The sequence below is a fragment of the Brevundimonas sp. Marseille-Q4549 genome (genome assembly GCF_976940555.1).
Genome location: NZ_CDRHXG010000001.1, coordinates 2,070,625 through 2,093,478, shown reverse-complemented (window position 1 = coordinate 2,093,478; position 22,854 = coordinate 2,070,625). Strand labels below are relative to the sequence as shown.

25 protein-coding genes are annotated in these 22,854 nt (G+C 65.5%); all 25 read right to left on the bottom strand.

Annotated elements, in window-relative coordinates; genetic code table 11:
* Window positions 1-8 precede the first annotated feature (8 nt).
* The 25 genes from ACWPV3_RS10265 to ACWPV3_RS10145 all read right to left on the bottom strand — a co-directional run bounded on the left by ACWPV3_RS10265 (window position 9) and on the right by ACWPV3_RS10145 (window position 22,831).
* A complete protein-coding gene (locus ACWPV3_RS10265; RefSeq protein ID WP_453977797.1) occupies window positions 9-716 on the bottom strand; it encodes an ABC transporter ATP-binding protein in 708 nt (235 codons plus the stop codon).
* The gene (locus ACWPV3_RS10260; RefSeq protein WP_409411731.1) at window positions 709-1,995 is read right to left on the bottom strand and encodes a lipoprotein-releasing ABC transporter permease subunit; all 1,287 of its coding nucleotides are present in this window, start codon (window positions 1,993-1,995) and stop codon (window positions 709-711) included. The genes ACWPV3_RS10265 and ACWPV3_RS10260 overlap by 8 nt, the downstream gene beginning before the upstream one ends.
* On the bottom strand, window positions 1,992-3,308 hold the full coding sequence (proS, locus tag ACWPV3_RS10255; protein WP_453977796.1) for a proline--tRNA ligase: 1,317 nt from the start codon (window positions 3,306-3,308) through the stop codon (window positions 1,992-1,994). The genes ACWPV3_RS10260 and proS overlap by 4 nt, the downstream gene beginning before the upstream one ends.
* A 78-nt stretch (window positions 3,309-3,386) precedes the next feature.
* A complete protein-coding gene (locus tag ACWPV3_RS10250) occupies window positions 3,387-3,653 on the bottom strand; it encodes a DUF1467 family protein (protein ID WP_453977795.1) in 267 nt (88 codons plus the stop codon).
* A 9-nt stretch (window positions 3,654-3,662) separates the two neighbouring features.
* Window positions 3,663-4,001 (bottom strand): DUF3088 family protein, encoded by a 339-nt coding sequence (locus tag ACWPV3_RS10245; protein WP_453977794.1) that lies wholly within the window; start codon window positions 3,999-4,001, stop codon window positions 3,663-3,665.
* A gap of 9 nt (window positions 4,002-4,010) precedes the next feature.
* A complete protein-coding gene (locus ACWPV3_RS10240) occupies window positions 4,011-5,681 on the bottom strand; it encodes a ribonuclease J (protein ID WP_453977793.1) in 1,671 nt (556 codons plus the stop codon).
* Window positions 5,682-5,927: 246 nt separating this feature from the next.
* Entirely contained in the window at window positions 5,928-6,716 is a 789-nt protein-coding gene (locus tag ACWPV3_RS10235; protein ID WP_453978522.1) for a type III pantothenate kinase, read from the bottom strand.
* The gene (locus tag ACWPV3_RS10230; protein WP_453977792.1) at window positions 6,713-7,477 is read right to left on the bottom strand and encodes a biotin--[acetyl-CoA-carboxylase] ligase; all 765 of its coding nucleotides are present in this window, start codon (window positions 7,475-7,477) and stop codon (window positions 6,713-6,715) included. The genes ACWPV3_RS10235 and ACWPV3_RS10230 overlap by 4 nt, the downstream gene beginning before the upstream one ends.
* Before the next feature lie 4 nt (window positions 7,478-7,481).
* Window positions 7,482-8,924 carry an NADH-quinone oxidoreductase subunit NuoN gene (gene nuoN / locus ACWPV3_RS10225; RefSeq protein ID WP_313454503.1) on the bottom strand — a complete coding sequence of 481 codons (1,443 nt, stop codon included), beginning with the start codon at window positions 8,922-8,924 and terminating at the stop codon, window positions 7,482-7,484.
* Between the two features lie 8 nt (window positions 8,925-8,932).
* Complete coding sequence (locus ACWPV3_RS10220; protein ID WP_453977791.1) at window positions 8,933-10,417, bottom strand: NADH-quinone oxidoreductase subunit M; 1,485 nt, start codon at window positions 10,415-10,417, stop codon at window positions 8,933-8,935.
* Between the two features lie 4 nt (window positions 10,418-10,421).
* Window positions 10,422-12,527, bottom strand: a complete 2,106-nt coding sequence (nuoL, locus tag ACWPV3_RS10215; RefSeq protein WP_453977790.1) for an NADH-quinone oxidoreductase subunit L — start codon at window positions 12,525-12,527, stop codon at window positions 10,422-10,424.
* 2 nt (window positions 12,528-12,529) lie between these two features.
* On the bottom strand, window positions 12,530-12,838 hold the full coding sequence (nuoK, locus tag ACWPV3_RS10210) for an NADH-quinone oxidoreductase subunit NuoK (protein WP_292087768.1): 309 nt from the start codon (window positions 12,836-12,838) through the stop codon (window positions 12,530-12,532).
* On the bottom strand, window positions 12,838-13,464 hold the full coding sequence (locus tag ACWPV3_RS10205; protein ID WP_292087767.1) for an NADH-quinone oxidoreductase subunit J: 627 nt from the start codon (window positions 13,462-13,464) through the stop codon (window positions 12,838-12,840). The genes nuoK and ACWPV3_RS10205 overlap by 1 nt, the downstream gene beginning before the upstream one ends.
* 71 nt (window positions 13,465-13,535) lie before the next feature.
* Window positions 13,536-14,027 carry an NADH-quinone oxidoreductase subunit NuoI gene (gene nuoI, locus ACWPV3_RS10200; RefSeq protein ID WP_292087766.1) on the bottom strand — a complete coding sequence of 164 codons (492 nt, stop codon included), beginning with the start codon at window positions 14,025-14,027 and terminating at the stop codon, window positions 13,536-13,538.
* On the bottom strand, window positions 14,027-14,215 hold the full coding sequence (locus tag ACWPV3_RS10195; protein ID WP_292087765.1) for a hypothetical protein: 189 nt from the start codon (window positions 14,213-14,215) through the stop codon (window positions 14,027-14,029). Before ACWPV3_RS10195 ends, nuoI begins: the two co-directional genes overlap by 1 nt.
* Window positions 14,215-15,288: an NADH-quinone oxidoreductase subunit NuoH gene (nuoH, locus tag ACWPV3_RS10190; protein WP_292087764.1), complete on the bottom strand. Its 1,074-nt coding sequence runs from the start codon at window positions 15,286-15,288 to the stop codon at window positions 14,215-14,217. The genes ACWPV3_RS10195 and nuoH overlap by 1 nt, the downstream gene beginning before the upstream one ends.
* Before the next feature lie 3 nt (window positions 15,289-15,291).
* Window positions 15,292-17,337 (bottom strand): NADH-quinone oxidoreductase subunit NuoG, encoded by a 2,046-nt coding sequence (gene nuoG, locus ACWPV3_RS10185; protein ID WP_453977789.1) that lies wholly within the window; start codon window positions 17,335-17,337, stop codon window positions 15,292-15,294.
* On the bottom strand, window positions 17,337-17,714 hold the full coding sequence (locus ACWPV3_RS10180) for a hypothetical protein (protein WP_453977788.1): 378 nt from the start codon (window positions 17,712-17,714) through the stop codon (window positions 17,337-17,339). Before ACWPV3_RS10180 ends, nuoG begins: the two co-directional genes overlap by 1 nt.
* Before the next feature lie 2 nt (window positions 17,715-17,716).
* A complete protein-coding gene (gene nuoF, locus ACWPV3_RS10175; RefSeq protein ID WP_292087759.1) occupies window positions 17,717-19,030 on the bottom strand; it encodes an NADH-quinone oxidoreductase subunit NuoF in 1,314 nt (437 codons plus the stop codon).
* A 5-nt stretch (window positions 19,031-19,035) separates the two neighbouring features.
* Window positions 19,036-19,299, bottom strand: a complete 264-nt coding sequence (locus ACWPV3_RS10170) for a hypothetical protein (protein ID WP_292087758.1) — start codon at window positions 19,297-19,299, stop codon at window positions 19,036-19,038.
* The gene (gene nuoE / locus ACWPV3_RS10165) at window positions 19,299-19,976 is read right to left on the bottom strand and encodes an NADH-quinone oxidoreductase subunit NuoE (RefSeq protein ID WP_292087757.1); all 678 of its coding nucleotides are present in this window, start codon (window positions 19,974-19,976) and stop codon (window positions 19,299-19,301) included. Before nuoE ends, ACWPV3_RS10170 begins: the two co-directional genes overlap by 1 nt.
* Entirely contained in the window at window positions 19,973-21,247 is a 1,275-nt protein-coding gene (locus ACWPV3_RS10160; RefSeq protein ID WP_453977787.1) for an NADH-quinone oxidoreductase subunit D, read from the bottom strand. The genes nuoE and ACWPV3_RS10160 overlap by 4 nt, the downstream gene beginning before the upstream one ends.
* Window positions 21,247-21,876, bottom strand: coding sequence for an NADH-quinone oxidoreductase subunit C (locus ACWPV3_RS10155; protein ID WP_453977786.1), 630 nt, complete (start codon window positions 21,874-21,876; stop codon window positions 21,247-21,249). The genes ACWPV3_RS10160 and ACWPV3_RS10155 overlap by 1 nt, the downstream gene beginning before the upstream one ends.
* Entirely contained in the window at window positions 21,873-22,484 is a 612-nt protein-coding gene (locus ACWPV3_RS10150; RefSeq protein ID WP_453977785.1) for a NuoB/complex I 20 kDa subunit family protein, read from the bottom strand. Before ACWPV3_RS10150 ends, ACWPV3_RS10155 begins: the two co-directional genes overlap by 4 nt.
* Window positions 22,454-22,831 carry an NADH-quinone oxidoreductase subunit A gene (locus ACWPV3_RS10145; RefSeq protein ID WP_292087753.1) on the bottom strand — a complete coding sequence of 126 codons (378 nt, stop codon included), beginning with the start codon at window positions 22,829-22,831 and terminating at the stop codon, window positions 22,454-22,456. The genes ACWPV3_RS10150 and ACWPV3_RS10145 overlap by 31 nt, the downstream gene beginning before the upstream one ends.
* Window positions 22,832-22,854 lie beyond the last annotated feature (23 nt).

Genomic DNA, 22,854 nt, shown 5'->3' with positions numbered 1-22,854 from the left:
CGGCCGCTTCAGTAGGCGTGGCTCTCGGCCGCCCGCTCTTCCAGCAGTCCGTCCTTCAAGGCGAAGACGCGGTCCATATGGCCGGCCAGCTCCATGTTGTGCGTGGCGATGAGGGCGCCGACGCCTGTCGTCTTGGCCAGAGATCTTAGGGATTCGAACACGGACTGGCTGGTCGTCGGATCCAGGTTGCCCGTCGGCTCGTCGGCCAGCAACAGCCGCGGTCCGTTGGCCAGGGCCCGGCCGATGGCGACCCGCTGCTGCTCTCCGCCCGATAGCTGCGCCGGCTGGTGCGTCAGTCGGTCGCCAAGGCCCAGGGCCTTCAGCGTCTCTTCCGCGCGACGACGAGCCTCGGTCTGCGACACGCCGGCGATCCGCATCGGCAGGGCGACGTTGTCGCGGGCGTCGAACTCAGGCAGCAGATGGTGGAACTGATAGACGAAGCCGATCCGGCTGAGGCGCAGGCGCGTGCGCGCTCGCTCGTCCAGATCGCCTACGGCCTCGCCGTCGATAGTCACGACCCCGGCCGTGGGACGCTCCAGCAGGCCCGCGGCGTGCAGCAGCGACGACTTGCCCGACCCCGAAGGCCCGATCAGGCCGACGATCTCTCCTGGATAGACATCCAGGTCCACGCCCCTCAGCACCGTCAGGCCGCCCTGGGCGGTGTCGTAGGTGCGCGTCAGGCCGCGCACGGACAGGATGGGGGCGGACTTACTCATAACGCAGCGCCTCGATCGGATCGATCCGGGTGGCCAGCCATGACGGGATCAGGCTGGCGACGCACGACATGAAGGTCGCCCAGACGGTGATCCAGATCACATCCACCGGATCGACCAGGGCCGGGATGGAATCCAGCATATAGACGTCCGAGTTGAACAGCTTGGTCTGAAACACCCACTCCAGGAAATGCTGGATGGAGCCGATGTTCAGGCAGAACAGAAGCCCCAGCACCAGACCCGCGATGGTGCCCGCAACCCCGATCATCGACCCCGCCATGAAGAAGACGCGCAGGATCGCCGACGGGCTGGCGCCGATGGTGCGCAGGATGGCGATGTCCTTGGTCTTGTTCTTCACCAGCATGACGATGCCGGAAATGATGTTCAGGGCGGCGATGGCCACCACCATGCCCAGGATGATGCTCATGGCCACCCGCTCTACCTTCAGGGCGCCATAGAAGGCGGCCTGGCGTTCGCGCCAGTCGGTCACGACCGCGCCAGGTCCGGCGGCCTTGCGGATGGCGTCGGTCATGGCGCCCACCTTGTCGGCATCGGCGACCTTGATCTCGATCACGTCCCAGACGCCCTCCTTGCCGAAGAACAGCTGCTGCTGCTCCAGCGGCATGAACATGAAGGCCCGGTCGTAGTCTGCGGCGCCCGAACGGAACAGCCCGCCCACGAAATAGGTCTTCTCCAGCCCGCCCAGATTGCCGAAGGCGCTGTCGGCGCCCGTCGGGGAATAGAGGGTGATCGGATCGCCGACCCGAACGCCCAGGCTGTTGGCCAGGGCCGCGCCGATCAGGATGCGGTCGCCGCCATAAGCGCCCTTGCCGAAGCTTTCGCGCTCGGCTGGCGTCAGGCTGTCGAACACGAATTTGGTGTCGGCCAGATCCTGCGGCCGCACGCCGCGCACCACGGCGCCCGTCGTATAGCCGCCGACGCGCACCAGGCTTTGCGCCTCGTTCAGAGGGCTGGCGCTGACCACGCCCGGCACGGCCGCGATCCGCTTCAGCGCGGCGTCCCGATCCGGCGAGGTCAGCACCGGTCCCTGCACATACATATGCCCGTTGAACGACAGCATCCGCCCCAGCAGTTCGGTGCGGAAGCCGGACATGATGCTCAACACCACGATCAGCGCCATCACCGCCAGCAGGATGCCGATGAAGCTGATGATGGCGATCAGGGCGACGCCGCCCTCCTTGCGCTTGGCGCGCAGATAACGAAGGGCCAGGCCGATCTCCCAGGAGGAGAAGGCGCCGGAAGAACGGGCGGGCAGGCTCAAGCCGTCAACCTTTCAATCGCTTCGGCCAGGGGGACGGAGACCTTCTCGCCGGTGGCGCGGCGCTTCAACTCGACCACGCCATCGGCCAAACCCTTGGGACCGATGGTCAGTTGCCAAGGCACGCCGATCAAATCCGCGGTGGCGAACTTTCCACCCGGACGCTCGTCGGTGTCGTCGTACAGCACGTCCTTGCCGCGCGCCTCCAACTGGGCCACCGCGTCTTCGCAGGCGGCCGAGACGGCTTCGTCGTTGGCGCGCAGATTGATCACGACCACGTCGAACGGCGCGACCGCGTCGGGCCAGATGATGCCGCCGGCGTCGTGGCTGGCCTCGATGATGGCGCCCAGCAGGCGCGACACGCCGACGCCATAGCTGCCCATGTGGACCTCGGCGTCCTGACCGTCCGGCCCGGCGACCTTGGCCTTCATCGGGGCCGAATATTTCGTGCCGAAATAGAAGATGTGGCCGACCTCGATGCCGCGCGCCGACAGGCGGTCGCCTTCGGCCGTCCTGGCCTCGAATTGCGACTGATCGTGCATCTCTTCGGTGGCGGCGTAGAGGGCGGTGCGTTCGTCGAACACGGCCTGGACGGCTTCCGGGCTGAAGTCGCCGCCGGGCGCGGGCATCTCGACCAGTTTGCGGTCGCAGAAGACCTCGCTCTCGCCGGTTTCGGCCAGGACGATGAACTCGTGGCTCAGATCGCCGCCGATGGGGCCGGTGTCGGCGCGCATCGGCACCGCCTTCAGGCCCATGCGGGCGAAGGTGTTCAGATAGGCGACGAACATGCGGTTGTAGGCGACGCGGGCGGCGGCCTCGTCCACATCGAACGAATAGGCGTCCTTCATCAGGAACTCGCGCCCGCGCATCACGCCGAAGCGCGGACGGCGCTCGTCGCGGAACTTCCACTGAATATGAAACAGGTTCAGCGGCAGCGACTTGTAGGACTTCACATAGGCCCGGAAGATGTCGGTGATCATCTCCTCGTTGGTCGGTCCGTACAGCAGCTCGCGCTCATGCCGATCGGTGATGCGCAGCATTTCGGGGCCGTAGGCGTCGTAACGCCCCGATTCCCGCCACAGATCGGCCAGTTGCAGCGTCGGCATCAGCAGTTCGACAGCCCCTGCCCGCATCTGCTCCTCGCGCACGATCTGCTCGATCTTGCGCAGCACCTTCAGCCCCAGCGGAAGCCAGGCGTAGATGCCGGCGGCCTCCTGCTTGATCATGCCGGCGCGCAGCATCAGCTGGTGCGAGACGATCTGGGCGTCCGAAGGGGCTTCCTTCAGCGTGGGCAGGAAAAAGCGCGACAGGCGCATGGTCGGGAATCCTAGGCGTCGAAACAGTCCCAAGGCTTTAGCCGGTGCAGCAGGGCGAAAGCTAGGCCGCCGTCACGTTTAGACCGCTGGCGCGCTGGAGAAGTCCGGCAGCGGCAGCCAACCGGTGAAGATCAGCACCATGATGAACACCCAGACCAGCGCCGACACCCAGGTGGTGGTCAGGAACTTCCTCTTCAGATTGGGCGTGCGCGGCGCGCCCCACTGCGCCCCGTCCGTCGGCGGCTCCTTGGTCTCTCCCGCCATGCCCAGCGGCAGGACCGCGAACAGCACCGTCCACCAGACGATGATGTAGATGCCGACCATGGTGAAGACGCCGATGGGCATGACGGACCTCTAGGGGTGCGGCAGGCCGATCCCGTACCGGGCGGCCAGATAGGGAATGATGGCCGCATCCTGCAGGAAGCGACGGCCGGTCGTCTGGCTGGTCTGCGCCTCCGGCCAGTCCAGTTCGCCGTCCAGAACCAGGACCGGACAGCTCTGATGGCCTTCGCCCACCTGTTCGATCACGGGCAGGCGCGGGCGCGGATGATCCAGGCGAACCACCTCCAGCTGTTCGCGGAGCCTGGGATACAGACCCAGCACCCCTTCGATCAGCGCGCCGGGCGGACAGAACCAGGGCCCGCCCAGTTCGTCGCGCCAGTCTGGGTTCAGCAGGAAGAGACGTTCGGCCATCCCTGCCTCTTACAGCCTCAGGACGATGGTTTCGACGATCGGTCGCCGATCCCAGATCTGCTGGCTGGCCTTCTTCAACACGCGCGCGACCGCCTGTTCGATGACCATCTCGTCGTCCAGCGCCTCGCCCTTCAGGCTCTTGACCACCTGTTCGACCCGTTCGGCCAGATCGTCCAGGGCGTCGCCCAGCGGCGTCTTCAGGTCGCCCGGCAGGCCGACGCTGCGGATGTCGATGTCGCTGACGATCCGCCCGCGCTTGTCCAGGCAGAAGCTGACGATCAGCACGCCGTTGGTCGAGGCGTGGCGACGCTCCTTCAGCGCCTCCCCCTGTTCCGTCACCAGCATGCCGCCGTCGACGTAGAGGCGGCCGTTCGGCACCTCGTCCACGATGGCGGCCGGGCCGGGCGCCAGGCGCACCATGTCGCCGTTGCGCGGGGTCACGGTTTCCGCAACGCCCATCTCCTGGGCCAGATTGGCGTGTTCCAGCAGGAAGCGGCGCACCCCGTGGGTCGGCACGGCGATCTGGGGCCGCGCCCACTGGTACATCTGCTTCAGTTCCTCGCGGCATGGGTGGCCAGAGACGTGAATGCCGGGATGGTCCTTCTCGGTGTAGAGGCGCACGCCCCGATCCGCCAACCGGTCCTGCAACCGGCCGATGGCCAGTTCGTTGCCCGGAATCTGGCGCGAGGAGAAGATACAGTGGTCGCCCAGGCCCAGCTTGACGGTGGGATGGGTGCCGTCCGCCACGCGTGACAGGGCCGCCCGCGCCTCCCCCTGGCTGCCGGTGCACAGATACAGGATCTGATCGGCCGGCCAGACGCGGGCTTCCTCATCGGACAGAAAGGGTTTCACCCCCTGCAACATGCCGACGTGCTTGGCCGCCGCCGTGATGCGGTGCATCGACCGACCGGCCAGGGCGACGCGGCGCCCGCAGGCCTCGGCCGCACGGATCACGCTGTCCATCCGCGCGACGTTGGAGGCGAAGCAGCCGACCGCCACCCTGCCCTTCAGGGTCGAGATCAGATCGGCCAGCGCAACCGCCACATCGCCCTCGGACCCGGCGACGCCCGGCACGAAGACATTAGTGGAATCGCACACCATCGCCAGAACGCCCTTGTCGCCCAGGGCGCGGATGGCGGGCGCGTCGGTCTGGCTGCCGATCACCGGCTGATCGTCGATCTTCCAGTCGCCGGTGTGGAACACCAGGCCCAGCGGCGTGTCGATGGCCAGGCCGTTCGGCTCGGCGATGGAGTGGGTCATGGTGACGAAGGTCACGCCGAACGGCCCCAGTTGGACCGATCCGCCCAGCGGCACCTCGATCAGTTCGACCTGGTCCAGCAGATTGCGCTCGCGCAGCTTGTCGCGGATCAGATAGGCGGTGAACGGCGTCGCATAGACCGGCGCCTTCAACTGCGGCCACAGCCAGCCCAGGGCGCCGATATGGTCCTCGTGCGCGTGAGTCAGGACGATGCCGCGAATGTTCTCACCCTGCAGGAAGGTGGGATCGGGCACGATCACGTCCACGCCGGGCGTGGACAGGTCGCCGAAGGTCACGCCCACATCGACGACCAGCCATTCACGGTTCGTCTCGGGGCCATAGCCATAGGCGTTCAGGTTCATACCGACCTCGTCCGAGCCGCCCAGGGGCAGGAAGACGAGTTCGTCTGATTGCTTTTTCATGATTTCACTTTGTCGGCGGGAGGCGCGCTCTTGGACGAGAATAAAGGATAGACGTCCGCTTCCAAGCACGTCTCGAACAACGCCGATGAGGCTTCGTGTTTCTCGAAGCACCGGGCGGCAGCATCTGCTAGAGCCGCTTTCCTTCGTCCCTCTGGCGTGCGTCCTTCAATTTCTCTGGGTAGCAGATAGATGACGAGCGCGGCTAAAAGAAGCCAAGGAAATATTCGCGCGGCTTTTCTGGACAAGTCAGACAGATGGGTCTCCCATTCGTGTGTTTCTCCTCCAAATTTCAAGGAGGCCGCGAATCGTCAGGTCGGAATCGAAGTGGTCGATGCTGTCCGTTGCGCCTTCGAACAGGCTGGCGACGCCGCCGGTGCCGATGACGGTCATGGGGGCGCCCCACTCCGTCTTGATGCGGCTGACCAGACCTTCGATCAGGGAGGTATAGCCCCAGAAGACGCCGGATTGCATGGCCTCGACCGTGCCCTTGCCGATGACCTTGTCGGGCCGCTGGATGGCGATACGCGGAAGCTTGGCCGCCGCCTCGTGCAGGGCCTGCAGCGACAGATTGATGCCCGGCGCGATCAGCCCGCCCTCGAAGGCGCCGTCCGCCGCGACGATGTCGAAGGTGGTCGCCGTGCCGCTGTCGATCACAATCAGGTCGCCGGAATAGAGCAGCTTGGCCCCGATGGCGTTGACCAGACGGTCCGCCCCGGCCTCGCTGGGCTTTGCAATCCGCACCTCGATGCCCAGTTCGACATTCTCGCCGATCACCAGGGGCTCAAGGTTCAGATAGCGCCGCGCCAGATTGCGCAGGTTAAAGATCGACTGCGGCACCACGCTGGAGATGATGCAGCCCGTCAGTTGCCCGAACTTCAGATCCTTCATGGCCAGCAGTTGTTGCAGCCAGACGGCGTATTCGTCGGCGGTGCGACTGGCCTCGGTCGCCGCCCGCCACTGGGCGATCCACTCTGCGCCGTCGTGAACCGCAAACAGCGTGTTCGTATTGCCCTGTTCGATCGCCAGCAGCATCAGACGCCCCCGCTCCGGGGCGTGGCGCCGAAGAACACATCGCCGGCGGAAATCAGGCGCGCAGAGCCATCGGCGAGACGCAGACGAAGCGCCCCGTCGGGCTCCACCCCTTCGGCCAAGCCCTCGATCGTCTCATGATCCAGCCGCACCGTGCAGGGACCGTTCAATCCCGTCAGACGGCTGGTCCAGGCGTCCAGCACCGGCTCGAACCCTAGGGTCTGCCAGCGCCCCCACCAGACGGCGAAGGTCTCCGCCAGGATTTCGGCGGCGGCCTCGACCGGCGGCGCGAAGGTCAGGTCGGCGCGCAGACTGTCGGCGATGGCGCCAGAGACGGATTCCGTGCCCTCGGGCGCATGGGTCAGATTGACGCCGATCCCGACCGCCAGCCACAGCCCTCCGGCCGGGTGCGGCCCGCTTTCGACCAGGATGCCCGACGCCTTTCGTCCATCCAGCAGCACGTCATTGGGCCATTTTATCGAGACCAGGGCCGGCGACACGAACACGTCCATCAGGTCAGCGACGGCCAGGGCGGCGATGAAGGTCGTCTGAGCGGCCTCGCGGGCCGTTCCCTGCACCCGGATCAGCAGAGTTGCGGCCAGATTGCCCGGCTTGTCGATCCAGGCCCGTCCGCGCCGTCCGCGCCCGGCCGTCTGGCGACGGGCCACGATCCATCTGGGCCCCAGCTCGCCGGCCTCGGCCAGACGCCGCGCCTCGGCGTTGGTCGAGTCGATCTCGTCGAGAATGACCAGGGGGGCGGGCGCCAACGCCCTAACCGTTCCCGAAGCCGGCGCTCGCGGCCTTGGTCAGCGGCTCCAGCCAGGTCAGACCGACGATCACCAGCGGGAAGGCGAAGGCCGCGCAGGCCCAGCCGATCCATTGGGCCTCGACCGGGGCCTTGTCGGCGACCACTTCGTCCACGGGCGCATCGAACCACATCAGCTTGATGATCCGCAGATAGTAGAAGGCGGCCACGACCGAGGCGACCAGACCGGCGGCCGCGACCGGCCACAGGCCGGCGTTGGCGGCGGCGCCGAACACATAGTACTTGCCCCAGAAGCCCGAGAACGGCGGCATCCCCAGGACCGACAGCGACAGGATGGTCAGGGCCACGGCCGTCACCGGCTTGTCCCTCTTCAGCCCCGCCAGATCCTGGATACGGCGGATGGGACGTCCCGAACGCGACAGCGACAGCAGGATGGCGAAGAAGCCCAACTGGTCGATGACATACAGGGTCATGAACATCAGCATGGCCTGAAGCCCCGCCGACGTGCCCGCCGCAATGCCCAACAGCGCATAACCGATGTTGGCGATCGACGAATAGGCCAGCAGGCGCTGGATGTCCTTTTGCACCAGACCGCCGAAGGCACCGACGACGAAGCTGATCAGGGAGATGGCGATCAGCACCTGCGACCACTGGGCGTGGGCGTCGCCGAAACCGGCTTCCAGCGCGCGCGCGATCAACACCATGGCCGCGACCTTCGGGGCCGTGGCGAACAGGGCCACGACCGGCGTCGGCGCGCCCTCGTAGACGTCGGGCGTCCACATGTGGAAGGGCGCGGCCGAAACCTTGAACGCCAGACCGCAGATCAGGAAGACCAGGCCGAACAGCAGGCCGGTCGACGGATGATCGACCGCGAATGCGGCGATGTCCTCGAACCGCATCGAGCCGGCGAAACCGTAGATCAGGCTGGCGCCATACAGCAGCAGGCCCGACGACAGGGCGCCCAGGACGAAATACTTCAGGCCCGCTTCCGACGCCTTGACGTCGTCGCGGTGGAAGGCGGCCAGAACATACAGCGCCAGCGAATGCAGCTCGATGCCCACATACATGGAGATCAGGTCGCCGGAAGACGCCATCATGCCCATGCCGACCGAAGCCAGCACGATCAGGACCGGATATTCGAACTTGGCGATCCGCGTCCGCTTCATCCAGCCGTCGCCCAGGATGATGGCGACCGCCGCCGACAGATAGATCAGGCTCTTGGCGTAGATGGCCAGCGGATCGGCCACATAGGCGCCGTTGAAGGCGACGCCCCAGGGACCGGTGACGGCGATCACCGCAGCGGCGATCAGCAGCAGCACCGACAGGATCGACACCAGGCGGGCGCTCTTGTCGCCCATGAAGGCGCCGACCATCAGCAGGACCAGGGCCCCGACCGCGAGGGTCAGTTCCGAAGCGGCGAGATGCAGGGCGGAGGAAAGATCAGGCATTGTTGGTCTCACCCGCCGATCGCGGCGCGATAGGCGCTGGTCAGGGCCTCGACGGCGGGCCCGGTGTAATCAAGGACGACGCCCGGCTGGACGCCCAGCCACAGAGTGCCGAGGATCAGCGGCACGAACAGCAGCAGTTCGCGCTTGTCGATGTCCTTGATCGTTTCAAGCTTGGGATTGGTGATCTCGCCGAACATCATCGCCCGATAGAGCGTCAGGGCGTAGACCGCCGAGAAGATGACGCCCGAGGCCGCCACCAGCGCCGCCCAGGTCGAGGCGCGATAAGCGCCCGTCATGGTCAGCACTTCGCCGATGAAGCCCGAGGTGCCGGGCAGGCCGACATTGGCCATGGTGAACATCAGGAAGATGGCCGCATACCACGGCATCTTGGACGTCAGGCCGCCGTACAGGGCGATCTCGCGGGTGTGCATACGGTCGTAGACCACGCCCACGCACAGGAACAGCGCGCCCGAGATCAGGCCGTGGCTGATCATCTGGAAGACGGCGCCCTGCATACCGATGTCGTTGCCCGAGAAGATGCCCAGGGTGACGAAACCCATGTGCGCGACCGACGAATAGGCGATCAGCTTCTTCATGTCCGTCTGACGCCAGGCGACCAGCGACGTATAGACGATGGCGATGACCGACAGAGTGAAGACCAGCGGTCGGACCATCTCCGACGCCTGCGGGAACATCGGCACGTTGAACAGGATGAAACCGTAGCCGCCCAGCTTCAGCAGAATGCCGGCCAAGATGACCGAACCGGCCGTCGGCGCCTGGACGTGGGCGTCCGGCAACCAGGTGTGGACCGGCCACATCGGCATCTTCACCGCGAACGAGGCGAAGAAGGCCAGCCACAGGATCGGCTGGACAGCCGGATCGAAGGCGAAACGCTTCAGCTCGGGAATGCTGGTGGTGCCTGCTTCATGCGCCATCCACAGCATGGCCAGCAGCATCAGGACGGACCCCAGCAGGGTGTAGAGGAAGAACTTGTAGGCCGCGTAGATGCGGTTCTGACCGCCCCAGATGCCGATGATCAGGAACATCGGGACCAGGGTGCCTTCGAAGAAGATGTAGAAGAGGAACAGGTCCAGTGAGGTGAACACCCCGATGACCAGCGTCTCCAGCACCAGGAAGGCGATCATATATTCGACGACGCGCTTCTCGACCGACTTCCAGCTGGCCAGGATGCAGATCGGCATCAGGAACGCCGTCAGCAGAACGAACAGGATCGAAATCCCGTCGACGCCCAGGTGATAGCTGGCGCCGGCGAACCAGGGCGCGAATTCCACGAACTGATAGGCCGGGTTCTTCGGATCGAAGCCGGCGACCAGCACGACGGACACGGCCAGCACGACCAGGGTCGTGATCAGGGCGATCCAGCGCGCGGCGGGCGCGGCGGCGTCCTGCGACTTGGACGACAACCGGGCGATCAGGATCGCCAGGGCGCCGGCCAGCGGCAGGAAGGTGACGAGGCTCAGGATGTAGGGCACGGGCTCAGGCTCCCCACGCGAGGATGGCGAAGGTGAGCAATCCAGCCACCCCGAGCAGCATCACGAAGGCATAGTGATAGACATAGCCGGACTGGAGCTTGCCCAGTCGCGCGGCGGATTTCAGCGACGCCCAGGCGGCGCCGTTCGGGCCGAGGCCGTCGATGATCTTCACGTCGCAGACCTTCCAGAAGAAGTTCCCGATGGCGCGCAAGCCGCGCACGAAGACGAAGTCGTACAGCTCGTCGAAATACCACTTGTTGTAGAGGAAGCGGTACACGACGCCGTCGCGTTCGGCCATGCGGCGCGCCATGCCCTGATGGACCACATAAATCCAGTAGGCGACGGCGGTGCCCAGCAGGGTCAGGATCAGCGGCGACCACTTCACCCAGGTGGGCACGTCATGGCTTTCATGCAGGACGTGGTTGTGCGCGCCGGTGAAGATCGCTCCGCGCCAGAACTCGCCCTCATGGTGGCCGATGAAGTGCGGCGCGAAGACGAAACCTGCGGCGACCGCCCCGACCGACAACAGGATCAGCGGGATCAGCATGACCGGCGGGCTTTCGTGCGGCTTCAGCGGGCCGTGGTGGCCATGATCGTCATGCGCGTGATCGTCGTGGGCATGGGCGTCCGTGACCGGCTCGGAATGGGTTTCCAGCTGGGCGTGCGAGGCGTGATCATCCGCGTGATGCGCGGCATGGTGCGCATCGCCCTCTTCCTTCCACACCGGCTTGTTGTGGAAGGTCATGAAGATCAGACGCCAGGAATAATAGGCCGTCAGACCGGCGGCGATGATGCCGACGAAGAAGGCGAACAGACCGACCGCGCTATGGCCCGAAGCCGCCGAGGCGTAGGCGCTCTCGATGATCGAATCCTTGGAATAGAAGCCGGCGAACCCACCGACACCGGGAATGCCCAGGCCGGTGATGGCGATGGTGCCGATGGTCATGACCGCATAGGTGACGGGCAGCAGCTTCCACAGACCGCCCATCTTCCGCATGTCCTGCTCATGGTGCATGCCATGGATCACCGAGCCGGCGCCCAGGAACAGCAGGGCCTTGAAGAAGGCGTGGGTGAACAGGTGGAACATGGCGGCCTGATAGGCGCCGACGCCCGCCGCGAAGAACATGTAGCCCAGTTGCGAACAGGTCGAATAGGCGATGACCCGCTTGATGTCGTTCTGCGTCAGGCCGACCGTCGCGGCGAACAGGGCCGTGATCGCGCCGATGATGGCGATGATCTGGGCCGCGCCAGGCGCGTGTTCGTAAATGGGGCTCAGCAGGCAGACCATATAGACGCCGGCCGTCACCATGGTCGCCGCGTGGATCAGGGCCGACACCGGCGTCGGCCCTTCCATCGCGTCCGGCAACCAGGTGTGCAGGAAGAACTGGGCCGACTTGCCCATGGCGCCGATGAACAGCAGGAAGCCGGCCAAATCCAGCGCCGACCAGTGGACGCCCAGGAACTCCCAGGTCGTGCCGGCCTTGGTGGCGATCAGCGGGAACAGTTCGGCGAAGTTGATGGTGCCGTACATCCAGAAGATCGTCATGATCCCCAGGACGAAGCCGAAGTCGCCGACGCGGTTGACGACGAAAGCCTTGATGGCGGCGGCGCTGGCCGTCGGCTTCTTGTACCAGAAGCCGATCAGCAGATAGGACGCCAGCCCCACCCCTTCCCAGCCGAAGAATATCTGCATGAAGTCGGCCGCCGTCACCAGCGCCAGCATCATGAAGGTGAACAAGGACAGATAGGCGAAGAAGCGCGGCCGGCTGTCGTCCTCGGCCATATAGCCCCAGGAATACAGGTGGACCAGCGACGACACGCTGGTCACGACGATCAGCATGGTCGCCGACAGGGCGTCGATGCGGATCGACCAGGCCGAGTGGAAGTCGCCCACGTTGATGAAGGGCGCCAGACGAATGGTGAAGGGCTCCAGATGGCCCCAGGTCCACTGGCCGAACACCGTCCAGGCGACGGCGCACGAGAAGAACAGCAGGCCGGTCGTGACCGCCTGCGACGGGATGTTTCCGATCCGGCGGCCGAAGAAGCCCGCGATGGCGGCGCCCAGCAGCGGGGCGAAGACGCCCAGGATGACGAGGGTATGGAGGTTCACGCTTAGCCCTTCATCACGGAAGCGTCGTCGACCGCGATGTCACCGCGGTTACGGAAGAAGGTCACGAGGATGGCCAGGCCGACGGCGGCCTCGGCCGCGGCGACGGTCAGGACGAACATGGCCATGATCTGCCCGCTGATGTCGTGCAGATAGGACGAGAAGGCCACGAAGTTGATGTTCACGGCCAGCAGGATCAGCTCGATCGACATCAGGATGATGATGACGTTCTTGCGGTTCACGAAGATGCCGAACACCCCGATGGTGAACAGGATGGCGGCGACCGTCAGATAGTGGGTTAGACCGATGGCCATCAGAGAAGCTCCTCGGGCGAGACGCCCTGCCCGGTTTGGACCGACTTGACTTCCATCGCCTTGGCGGCCGGGCGATTGACCTGGTCGGCGATGTTCTGGCGTTTGATATGCGGCTTGTGGCGCAGCGTCAGGGTGATGGCGCCGATCATGGCGATCAGCAGCACGATCCCGGCCGCCTGGAAGAAGTAGATATAGTCGGTGTAGAGCACCCGGCCGATCGCCTCGACATTGGTCATGCCGGCGCTGGGCGCCGCCAGGCTGGTTCCGTCGGCGGCCGCGCCGCCCCGGACCACGGCGAAGGAGACCATGATCATTTCGGCCAGCAGGATCGCGGCGATGATCGCTCCGATCGGCAGATACCGCGCATAGCCCTCGCGCAGTTTCAGGAAGTCGACGTCCAGCATCATGACGACGAACAGGAACAGCACCGCGACCGCGCCGACATAGACGACGACCAGCAGCATCGCCAGGAACTCCGCCCCCATCAGGACGAACAGGCCCGCCGCCGAGAAGAAGGTCAGGATCAACCACAGCACGCTGTGCACGGGGTTGCGCGCGGTGACGACCAGAAGGCCGGAAACCGTGGCGACCGTCGCCAGCAGGAAGAAGGCTATGCTTTGCAGCATGTCGGGACGAAGCCCCTTTCGTCTCGGCCGCGCCCCTTTCGGAATCGTCGGCCCGTTTAGCGAGAAGCGCCTTAGCGGTAAGGCGCGTCGAGTTCCAGATTCTTGGCGATCTCTCGTTCCCAGCGATCGCCGTTGTCGAGCAGGCGGGCCTTGTCGAACAGCAGCTCCTCGCGCGTTTCGACGGCGTATTCCGAGTTCGGTCCCTCGACGATCGCATCCACCGGGCAGGCCTCCTGGCACAGGCCGCAGTAGATGCATTTGACCATGTCGATGTCGTAGCGGGTCGTGCGGCGGCTGCCGTCGGCGCGGGGTTCGGCCTCGATGGTGATGGCCTGGGCCGGGCAGATGGCCTCGCACAGCTTGCAGGCGATGCAGCGTTCCTCGCCGTTCGGATAGCGACGCAGGGCGTGCTCGCCCCGGAAACGCGGCGACTGGGGGTTCCGCTCGAACGGATAGTTCACGGTCGCCTTGGGGCGCGCCATGTACTTCAGGGTCAGGCCGATGGCGCCGATGGCGTCGAGCATCATCGCGCCCTTCGCGGCTTGGGCGATACGGGTGAACATCAGGGCTTATCCTTCGCGGCGGGCGTCGGTGCAGGCGTTTGGGCGGCCTGACCGGCGCGCCAGTCGGCTTCGATCTGCGCCTGTCGACGCTCCCATTGATAGCTGGATTCCGGCATGCGGGTGTCGGGCGCGCACGCCATCACGACTGGCGCGGCGACCATCAGAAGGGCCAGCGAAAGAACCTTCATCACGCCCCCACCGCGAACACGCGCCAGGCCGAAGTGACGACCACGGCGATCAGCGAGGCCGGCAGGAAGACCTTCCAGCCCAGGCGCATCAGCTGGTCGTAGCGGTAGCGAGGCACGAAGGCCTTCACCAGGGCGAACGCCAGGAACCAGATCACCGTCTTCGTCACGAAGGTCAGCAGATAGATCGTATAGGCGACCCAGGTCGGCAGGCTGTCCAGGAAGGACTGCGACAGGAAGCCCGGGTTCCATCCGCCGAAGAACAGGATGCTGATGAACGCCGACATGAAGACGATGTTGACGTACTCGCCCATCATGAACAGCAGATAGGTCGTGGAGCTGTATTCGACCTGATAGCCGGCCACCAGTTCCGACTCGGCCTCCGGCAGGTCGAAGGGCGGGCGGTTGGTCTCGGCCAGGGCCGAGATGAAGAAGACGATCATCATCGGGAACATGACGACGATCAGGGGCCAGGTGTCCTTGCCCCCGCCGAAGGCATACCAGTTCCAGGCGTAGCCGCTCTGGCTGCTGACGATGTCCGACAGGTTCATCGTCCCGGCCAGCAGGATGACGTTGATGATGATCAGGCCCAGCGAGACTTCGTAGGACACCATCTGCGCGGCCGAACGCAGCGATCCCAGGAACGGATACTTCGAGTTCGAAGCCCAGCCGCCCATGATGATGCCGTACACGCCCAGCGACGAGACCGCGAAGATGTACAGGATGCCGACGTTCAGATTGGAGACGACCCAGCCCGGCGCGAACGGAATCACGGCCCAGGCCATGAAGGCCAGGATCACGGTGATGATCGGCGCGAGCAGGAAGACCGCCTTGTCCGCGCCGGAGGGAACGACCACCTCCTTCAGCACGAATTTCAGCATGTCGGCGAACGATTGCAGCAGGCCGAAAGGCCCCACGACGTTCGGACCTTTTCGCATCTGCACCGAGGCCCAGACCTTGCGGTCCGCCAGCAGCAGGAAGGCCACGCCGACCAGCACGCCCACGGTAATCAGCAGGATCTGACCGACGGTGATCAGCGTCCATCCCAGCGGAGAGAAGTTTGCAGCAGCGTCCATGACTTACTCCGCCGCCATCGCGACCGGGGCGATCCGCAGGGCGGACAGCTCGGCCATGGTCGCGCTGGCGCGCGCGATCGGATTGGAAAGATAGGGGTCGGCGACGGCCGAGACGAAGGTCCGGTCGCCCAGATCGCCCTTGGCGCCCAGCGACGCCACGTCGAACGAAACCGGCGCCGGCAGATAGTCGATCCGGCCGAAGGTCGGATGGTCGCCCATCAACTTGTCGCGCAGCTGCTCCAGCGTGTCATAGGGCAGCGTCTGGTCGAGGCGGGCCGACAGGGCGCGGATGATGGCCCAGTCTTCCTTGGCCTCGCCTTTCGGGAACACCACGCGCTCGGCCATCTGCACCCGGCCCTCCGTGTTGACGTACAGGCCCGATTTCTCGGTGTAGGCCGCGCCCGGCAGGATGACGTCGGCGCCGTGCGCGCCCCGGTCGCCATGGCTGCCCAGATAGACGCGGAAGGCGTTCGAGCCGGTCGGATCGACCTCGTCGGCGCCCAGCAGGAACAGCACGTCCAGCGCGCCCGGCTTCAGCATTTCCGAAACCGTCAGGCCGCCCTCAGCCGGGACGAAGCCCATGTCCAGACCGGCGACGCGGGCGGCGGCGTGGTGCAGGACGTTGAAACCGTTCCAGCCGTCGGTGACGACACCGACCTTCTTGGCCAGGGCGCCCAGGGCGTTCAGGACGGCCGCGCCGCCCTCCCCGCCCAGCGCGCCCGCGCCGACGATGATCGCCGGACGCTCGGCCTTGGTCAGGAAGTCCATCGCCGACTTGGGCAGCTTGGCCAGGGTCTTCGATCCGGCGCCCAGATAGGCGTAGTCGAACGTCAGGTCGGCCTGTTCGCCGATCAGGCCGATCTCCATGTCGCCCTTCAGCCAGGCCTTGCGCAGACGGGCGTTCAGCAGCGGCGCCTCGGTGCGCGGATTGGCGCCGACGATCAGAACGGCGTCAGCCTTTTCAATACCTTCCAGGCCGGAGTTGAACAGCCACCCCTCGCGCGGGCCGTAACCCAGGGCGGCGCCGTCCTGGCGGCAGTCGGTGTTTTTCGAGCCCAGGGCGCGGAACAGGTCCAGCGTCGCCTTCATCGACTCGGCGTCCTGAAGATCGCCCGCGATGACGCCGATACGGTCAGCCGATGCGGCCTTCAGCCTGGCGGCGACAGCGTCCAGCGCCTCGTTCCAGGTGGCGGGACGCAGCTTGCCGTTCTCGCGAATCCACGGCCGATCCAGACGACGCGCCGTCAGGCCGTCAACGACATAGCGACTCTTGTCCGACAGCCACTCCTCGTTGATCCCCTCGTTCACGCGCGGCAGCACCCGCATGACCTCGGACCCGCGATAGTCGGCGCGGATGTTCGATCCCAGGCCATCCATGACGTCGATGGTCTCAGTCTTCTTCAGTTCCCACGGACGATAGTGGTACTGCCACGGACGGTGCGTCAGCGCGCCGACCGGGCACAGGTCGTTGACGTTGCCCGACAGTTCCGAGGCGACCGACTTCTCAAGATAGGTGGTGATCTCGGCGTCTTCCCCGCGCGAGATCATGCCGATGTCGGGCACGCCTGCGACCTCGGTGATGAAGCGGACGCACCGCGTGCACTGGATGCAGCGCGTCATGAAGGTCTTGATCGTCGGCCCCATGTGCTTTTCTTCGACCGCACGCTTGTTCTCGGCGTAGCGAGAGCCGTCACGACCATAGCCGACCGACTGGTCCTGAAGATCGCATTCACCGCCCTGGTCGCAGATCGGGCAGTCCAGCGGGTGGTTGATGAGCAGGAACTCCATCACCCCTTCGCGGGCCTTCTTGACCATCGGCGTGTCGGTGAAGATTTCCTGGCCGTCGGCGGCCGGAAGCGCGCACGAGGCCTGCGGCTTCGGCGGTCCGGGCTTCACCTCGACCAGGCACATGCGGCAATTGCCGGCGATGGACAGGCGCTCATGGTAGCAGAAGCGCGGGATTTCCTGCCCCGCGAGCTCGGCGACCTGGAGCACGGTCATGCCGGGCTCGAATTCGGTTTCTACGCCGTTGACCTTGGCGACGGGCATCAGCGGGCCTCTTGTTTGGCGGCGGGAGCCGCCATCTGGACATCGACGGACATCTTGCGGCCGTCGCGGAACAGTCCCACGCGGTCGCCGTCGGTCCGGCATTCAAAACTCATCACCCCGCCGTCCACCGGCGCGGGCCACGACACCACGGCCTTGCCGTCACCGGCGGGCCTGTAGCTGACCACGCCGCCCGACTGGCCGAACAGGGTCTCGACCTCCTGGCGGCACGAGGCCTCCAGATCGGCAGAGGCCGCCGCGACAGGTGCAACCGGCGCAACGGCCTTGGGGGCTTCCGCCGCCTGGGGCGCAGCCTTGTCCGCCTCGCCGCAGGCGGCGAGGACGGGCAGGACCAGCATCAGGGTCGGAAAACGGCGCATCCCTACTCCGCCGCGATCGCGTGGCCGGCGAAGTTCGCGCGGCGGCTGCGATAGTTGGCGATCCGCTCTTCGATCTCGTGACGGAAGTGACGGATCAGCCCCTGAACCGGCCAGGCGGCCGCGTCGCCCAGGGCGCAGATGGTGTGGCCCTCGACCTGACTGGCGACATCCAGCAGCAGGTCGATTTCCGACGGATCGGCCTCCCCCACCGCCATCCGCTCCAGCACGCGCCACATCCAGCCTGTGCCTTCGCGGCACGGCGTGCACTGGCCGCAGCTCTCATGCTTGAAGAAGTAGCTGATGCGGGCGATCGCCTTCACGACGTCGGTGGACTGATCCATCACGGTCACGCCTGCCGTGCCCAGCGACGAGCGAACCTCGCGCATGGAATCGAAATCCATCAGGACCGTCTCGGCCTGTTCGCGCGTGATGACCGGGCAGGATGCGCCGCCGGGGATGATGGCTTTCAGGTTCTCCCAGCCGCCGCGCACGCCGCCGCCGTGATCCTCGATCAGCTGGCGCAGAGGGATCGACATGGCCTCCTCGACCACGCAGGGCGTGTTCACATGGCCCGACAGGGACATCAGCTTGGTGCCGGTGTTGTTCGGACGACCAAAGCTGGCGAACCAGTCGGCGCCGCGACGCAGGATGGTGCCGACGACGGCGATCGACTCGACGTTGTTCACCGTGGTCGGGCAGCCGTACAGGCCAGCGCCTGCCGGGAAAGGCGGCTTCAGGCGCGGCTGGCCCTTCTTGCCTTCCAGCGATTCCAGCAGGGCCGTCTCTTCGCCGCAGATGTAGGCGCCGCCGCCATGGTGGATATAGACGTCGAAGTCCCAGCCGTGGACGTTGTCCTTGCCGATCAGCCGGGCCTCATAGGCCTGCTTGACCGCCGCCTCCATGCGCTCGCGTTCCAGCACATATTCGCCGCGCAGATAGATGTAGCAGGCATGGGCCTGCATGGCGAAGCTAGCGATCAGGCAGCCTTCGATCAGCAGCTGCGGATCGTTACGCATGATCTCGCGGTCCTTGCAGGTCGCGGGTTCGGATTCGTCGGCGTTGACCACCAGATAGTGAGGGCGATCCTTCACTTCCTTGGGCATGAAGGACCACTTCAGGCCGGTGGAGAAACCCGCGCCGCCACGACCGCGCAGACCCGAGGCCTTGACGTTGTTGATGATCCAGTCGCGGCCAAGGTCCAGCATGTCCTTGGTGGCGTTCCAGGCGCCGCGCGCCTTCGCCCCGTCCAGCGTCCAGTCGTGGAAGCCGTACAGGTTGGTGAAGATGCGGTCCTTGTCTTCGAGGATTCCGACCATGGCCCTCAGAGTCCTTCCGCCAGACGGCGCTTGTGGTGACGGGTGCGCATCCAGATGGCCGCCAGGACCATCACCCAGCCGGCCGCCAGCATGAAGTAGGAGGCGTTGACCGCCCAGGCGCCCAGCGCGCCCTGACGCGTCATCAGGATCACGACGGCCGCGCCCACGACCAGGGCCAGGCCGCCCGCCCGCAGCGGACGCCCCACGGCGCGCAGCTCCTTGCGATAGGCGGCGCGCCCTTCTTCGGTGTTCAGGTCCGGCGCGGGCATCAGGCCGGCGCCTTCTCGGCCGGGGCCGGATCGCTGTTGGGCAGTTTCTTGATCGGCTTGGCGGCCGAGCCGTCATACAGTTTCGGGTCCAGCAGGGTCTTGGCCCCGCCGGCCGGCGCCGCATTGGTGCGACCGATGTAGGAGCCCGGCTTGGGCGTCTTGCCGGCGGCGAAGTCGTCGATGATCTGGGCCATCGTCTCCGGCGTCAGGTCTTCGTAATAGTAGTCGTTGATCTGGGCCATCGGCGCGTTGGAACAGGCGCCCAGGCATTCGACTTCCTGCCAGGTGAAGCGACCGTCGGCGGACAGATGGTCCTTGGGACCGATCTTCTCCTTGCAGACCCGCATCAGCTCGTTGGCGCCGCGCAGCATGCACGGCGTGGTGCCGCACACCTGGATCAGCGCGGTCGTGCCGACCGGCTCCAGCATGAACATGGTGTAGAAGGTCGCGACCTCCAGCACCCGGATGACGGGCATCCCCAGCAGTTCGGCGACCGCGCGGATGGCGGGTTCGCAGACCCAGCCTTCCTGCTTCTGCACCAGCCACAGGACCGGGATCACCGCCGACTGGCGACGGTTTTCCGGGTATTTCCTGATCCACCATTCGGCCTTGGCCATGGTGTCCTTCGAGAAGGCGAAGGAGGCCGGCTGGTCCTTGGCGAGACGACGAACGCTCATCGGTCCACTTCTCCGAAAACGATGTCGAGCGAGCCCAGGATGGCGGACACGTCGGCCAGCTGGTGGCCCCGGTTCATCCAGTCCATCGCCTGCAGGTGACGGAAGCCCGGCGCCGAGATCTTCACGCGATACGGTTTGTTGGTTCCATCCGACACCAGATAGATGCCGAACTCGCCCTTGGGCGCCTCGACGGCGGCATAGACCTCGCCCTCGGGGGTCTTGAAGCCTTCGGTGTACAGTTTGAAGTGATGGATCAGGGATTCCATCGACCGCTTCATCTCGCCGCGACGCGGCGGCACGATCTTGTTGTCCTCGATCATGACCGGTTCGCCGGGGCAGTTGCGCAGCTTGTGGATGCACTGCTCCATGATCCGCACCGACTGCTTCATCTCCTCGACGCGGCACAGGTAGCGGTCCCAGCAGTCGCCGTTCTTGCCGACCGGCACGTCGAACTCCAGTTCGGCGTAGCACTCATACGGCTGGGCCTTGCGCAGGTCCCATGCGATGTCCGACCCGCGCAGCATGACGCCGGTGAAGGCCCAGGCCAGGGCGTTCTCCTTGGACACCACGCCGATGTCGACGTTGCGCTGCTTGAAGATGCGGTTTTCCGTGACCAGGCTCTCGATGTCGGCCAGGGCCTTGGGGAAGGCTTCGCACCAGCGGCCGATGTCGTCGATCAGGTCCATCGGCAGGTCCTGGTGGACGCCGCCGGGACGGAAATAGTTGGCGTGCAGACGGGCGCCGCAGGCGCGCTCGTAGAACACCATCAGCTTTTCGCGCTCTTCGTGGCCCCACAGCGGGGGCGTCAGGGCGCCGACGTCCATGGCCTGCATGGTCGCGTTCAGCAGGTGGTTCCCGATCCGGCCGATTTCCGAATACAGCACCCGGATCAGCTGGGCGCGGTACGGAACCTCGATCCCCAGCAGTTTCTCGATGGCCAGACAGAAGGCGTGCTCCTGGTTCATCGGCGCGACATAGTCGAGGCGATCCAGATACGGCACGTTCTGCAGATAGGTGCGGGACTCCATCAGCTTTTCGGTGCCGCGGTGCAGCAGGCCGATGTGCGGATCGACGCGTTCCACGATCTCGCCGTCGAGCTCAAGCACCAGACGCAAGACGCCGTGCGCGGCCGGGTGTTGCGGACCGAAGTTGATGGTGAACTTGCGGTCGTCCATCGCCTTGGCATGGTCGGTGCGGTGATCGACCGGCATGTCCTCGAACGGATCGACGGCGCCGTTCACGGTCGCGGGGGTGTGCGCTCCGTCAGCCATCAGCCCTTCACTCCAGCCTTTTCGTCGCCCGGCAGAACCGGCGCCGGATACTCGGCGCCCTCCCACGGCGACAGGAAGTCGAACGTCCGGAATTCCTGGGTCAGCTTGACCGGCTCATAGACGACGCGCTTCTGTTCTTCGTCGTAACGGACCTCGACATAGCCCGTCATGGGGAAGTCCTTGCGCAGCGGATGTCCCTCGAACCCATAGTCGGTCAGCAGGCGGCGCATGTCCGGATGGCCGGCGAAGACGACGCCGTACATGTCGTAAGCTTCGCGCTCGAACCAACCGGCGGACGGATAGACGCCCGTGACGGTGTCGACGGGCTTGACCTCGTCGGTCGAGACCTTGACCCGCACCCGCGCGTTCCGGGTCAGCGATAGCAGATGATAGACCACCTCGAACCGCTCGACGCGGTCCGGATAGTCGGCGCCGCAGACGTCCAGCAGTTGCTGAAAGCCGAATTGGTCGCGAAGCGCCGTCATCACTTCGACGATGCGCTCTCGCGGCGCGACCAGCGTCAGCTCGCCATAGGCGACCTGAGCCTCGACGCCCAGCGCCGCGACCATCTCCGTGCCCAGCGGCGTCAGCGCCGCCTCGTATCGGGCCTGAACGGCAAGAGAGCTCATCGGTCGATGGTCCCCGTGCGGCGGATCTTTTTCTGCAGTTGCAGCAGGCCGTAAAGCAGCGCCTCCGCCGTCGGCGGGCAGCCGGGCACATAGACGTCCACCGGCACGACCCGGTCGCAGCCGCGCACGACGCTGTAACTATAGTGGTAGTAGCCGCCGCCGTTGGCGCAGCTGCCCATCGACACGACATAGCGCGGATCGGGCATCTGGTCGTAGACCTTCCGAATGGCGGGGGCCATCTTGTTGGTCAGGGTGCCGGCGACGATCATCAGGTCCGAGTGACGCGGGCTGCCGCGCGGGGCCATGCCGAAACGCTCGACGTCGAAACGCGGCATCGACATCTGGATCATTTCGACGGCGCAACAGGCCAGACCGAAAGTCATCCACATCAGCGAGCCGGTGCGGGCCCAGGTGATGACGTCGTCCAGCGAGGCGGTCAGGAAGCCGCGCTCGCCCAGTTCGGTGTTCACCGCCTCGAAGAATTTGTCGTGGATCTTGGGGTCGTACCCCTCCACGGTCGAGCGGGCGGCCGATCCGGCGGGCACAAGCGCGCCCGGAAGCGGCGAGGAAGGCGCGATTACTCCCATTCCAGGGCTCCCTTCTTCCATTCGTAAATGAAGCCGATGGTCAGGACGCCCAGGAAGACCATCATCGACCAGAAGGCGAAGACCATACCGGCGTGCGACAGGTCGAACATCGACACCGCCCACGGGAACAGGAAGGCCACTTCCAGATCGAAGATGATGAACAGGATCGACACCAGATAGAAGCGCACGTCGAACTTCATGCGCGCGTCGTCAAAGGCGTTGAACCCGCACTCGTAGGCCGACAGCTTCTCGGCGTCGGGGCTCTTCGGCGCCAGCACGAGCGGCAGCACGATGAAGAGGACGCCGATCACGGCGGCGAGGCCGGCGAAGATCAGAACCGGCAGATATTGGAGCAGGAATGCGTTCATTCGTAGAACCTCGTCCGCCGGGG

What these genes read in the sequence shown, in the direction of transcription:
- nuoI (WP_292087766.1), bottom strand. Translation starts at nt 14,027, where the DNA reads ATGTTCACCCGTATCGCCCAAGCCGCGAAGGGCGCGATGATGCTCGAC.
- ACWPV3_RS10170 (WP_292087758.1), bottom strand. Translation starts at nt 19,299, where the DNA reads ATGCCCGCGCCGGACCTGAACACCGAAGAAGGGCGCGCCGCCTATCGC.
- ACWPV3_RS10145 (WP_292087753.1), bottom strand. Translation starts at nt 22,831, where the DNA reads ATGAACGCATTCCTGCTCCAATATCTGCCGGTTCTGATCTTCGCCGGC.
- ACWPV3_RS10250 (WP_453977795.1), bottom strand. Translation starts at nt 3,653, where the DNA reads ATGCCCATCGGCGTCTTCACCATGGTCGGCATCTACATCATCGTCTGG.
- nuoH (WP_292087764.1), bottom strand. Translation starts at nt 15,288, where the DNA reads ATGGACGCTGCTGCAAACTTCTCTCCGCTGGGATGGACGCTGATCACC.
- ACWPV3_RS10160 (WP_453977787.1), bottom strand. Translation starts at nt 21,247, where the DNA reads ATGGCTGACGGAGCGCACACCCCCGCGACCGTGAACGGCGCCGTCGAT.
- nuoE (WP_292087757.1), bottom strand. Translation starts at nt 19,976, where the DNA reads ATGAGCGTTCGTCGTCTCGCCAAGGACCAGCCGGCCTCCTTCGCCTTC.
- ACWPV3_RS10245 (WP_453977794.1), bottom strand. Translation starts at nt 4,001, where the DNA reads ATGGCCGAACGTCTCTTCCTGCTGAACCCAGACTGGCGCGACGAACTG.
- nuoK (WP_292087768.1), bottom strand. Translation starts at nt 12,838, where the DNA reads ATGGCCATCGGTCTAACCCACTATCTGACGGTCGCCGCCATCCTGTTC.
- ACWPV3_RS10155 (WP_453977786.1), bottom strand. Translation starts at nt 21,876, where the DNA reads ATGAGCTCTCTTGCCGTTCAGGCCCGATACGAGGCGGCGCTGACGCCG.
- ACWPV3_RS10180 (WP_453977788.1), bottom strand. Translation starts at nt 17,714, where the DNA reads ATGCGCCGTTTTCCGACCCTGATGCTGGTCCTGCCCGTCCTCGCCGCC.
- proS (WP_453977796.1), bottom strand. Translation starts at nt 3,308, where the DNA reads ATGCGCCTGTCGCGCTTTTTCCTGCCCACGCTGAAGGAAGCCCCTTCG.
- nuoG (WP_453977789.1), bottom strand. Translation starts at nt 17,337, where the DNA reads ATGCCCGTCGCCAAGGTCAACGGCGTAGAAACCGAATTCGAGCCCGGC.
- ACWPV3_RS10205 (WP_292087767.1), bottom strand. Translation starts at nt 13,464, where the DNA reads ATGCTGCAAAGCATAGCCTTCTTCCTGCTGGCGACGGTCGCCACGGTT.
- nuoN (WP_313454503.1), bottom strand. Translation starts at nt 8,924, where the DNA reads ATGCCTGATCTTTCCTCCGCCCTGCATCTCGCCGCTTCGGAACTGACC.
- nuoF (WP_292087759.1), bottom strand. Translation starts at nt 19,030, where the DNA reads ATGGTCGGAATCCTCGAAGACAAGGACCGCATCTTCACCAACCTGTAC.
- ACWPV3_RS10150 (WP_453977785.1), bottom strand. Translation starts at nt 22,484, where the DNA reads ATGGAAGAAGGGAGCCCTGGAATGGGAGTAATCGCGCCTTCCTCGCCG.
- ACWPV3_RS10195 (WP_292087765.1), bottom strand. Translation starts at nt 14,215, where the DNA reads ATGAAGGTTCTTTCGCTGGCCCTTCTGATGGTCGCCGCGCCAGTCGTG.
- ACWPV3_RS10240 (WP_453977793.1), bottom strand. Translation starts at nt 5,681, where the DNA reads ATGAAAAAGCAATCAGACGAACTCGTCTTCCTGCCCCTGGGCGGCTCG.
- ACWPV3_RS10265 (WP_453977797.1), bottom strand. Translation starts at nt 716, where the DNA reads ATGAGTAAGTCCGCCCCCATCCTGTCCGTGCGCGGCCTGACGCGCACC.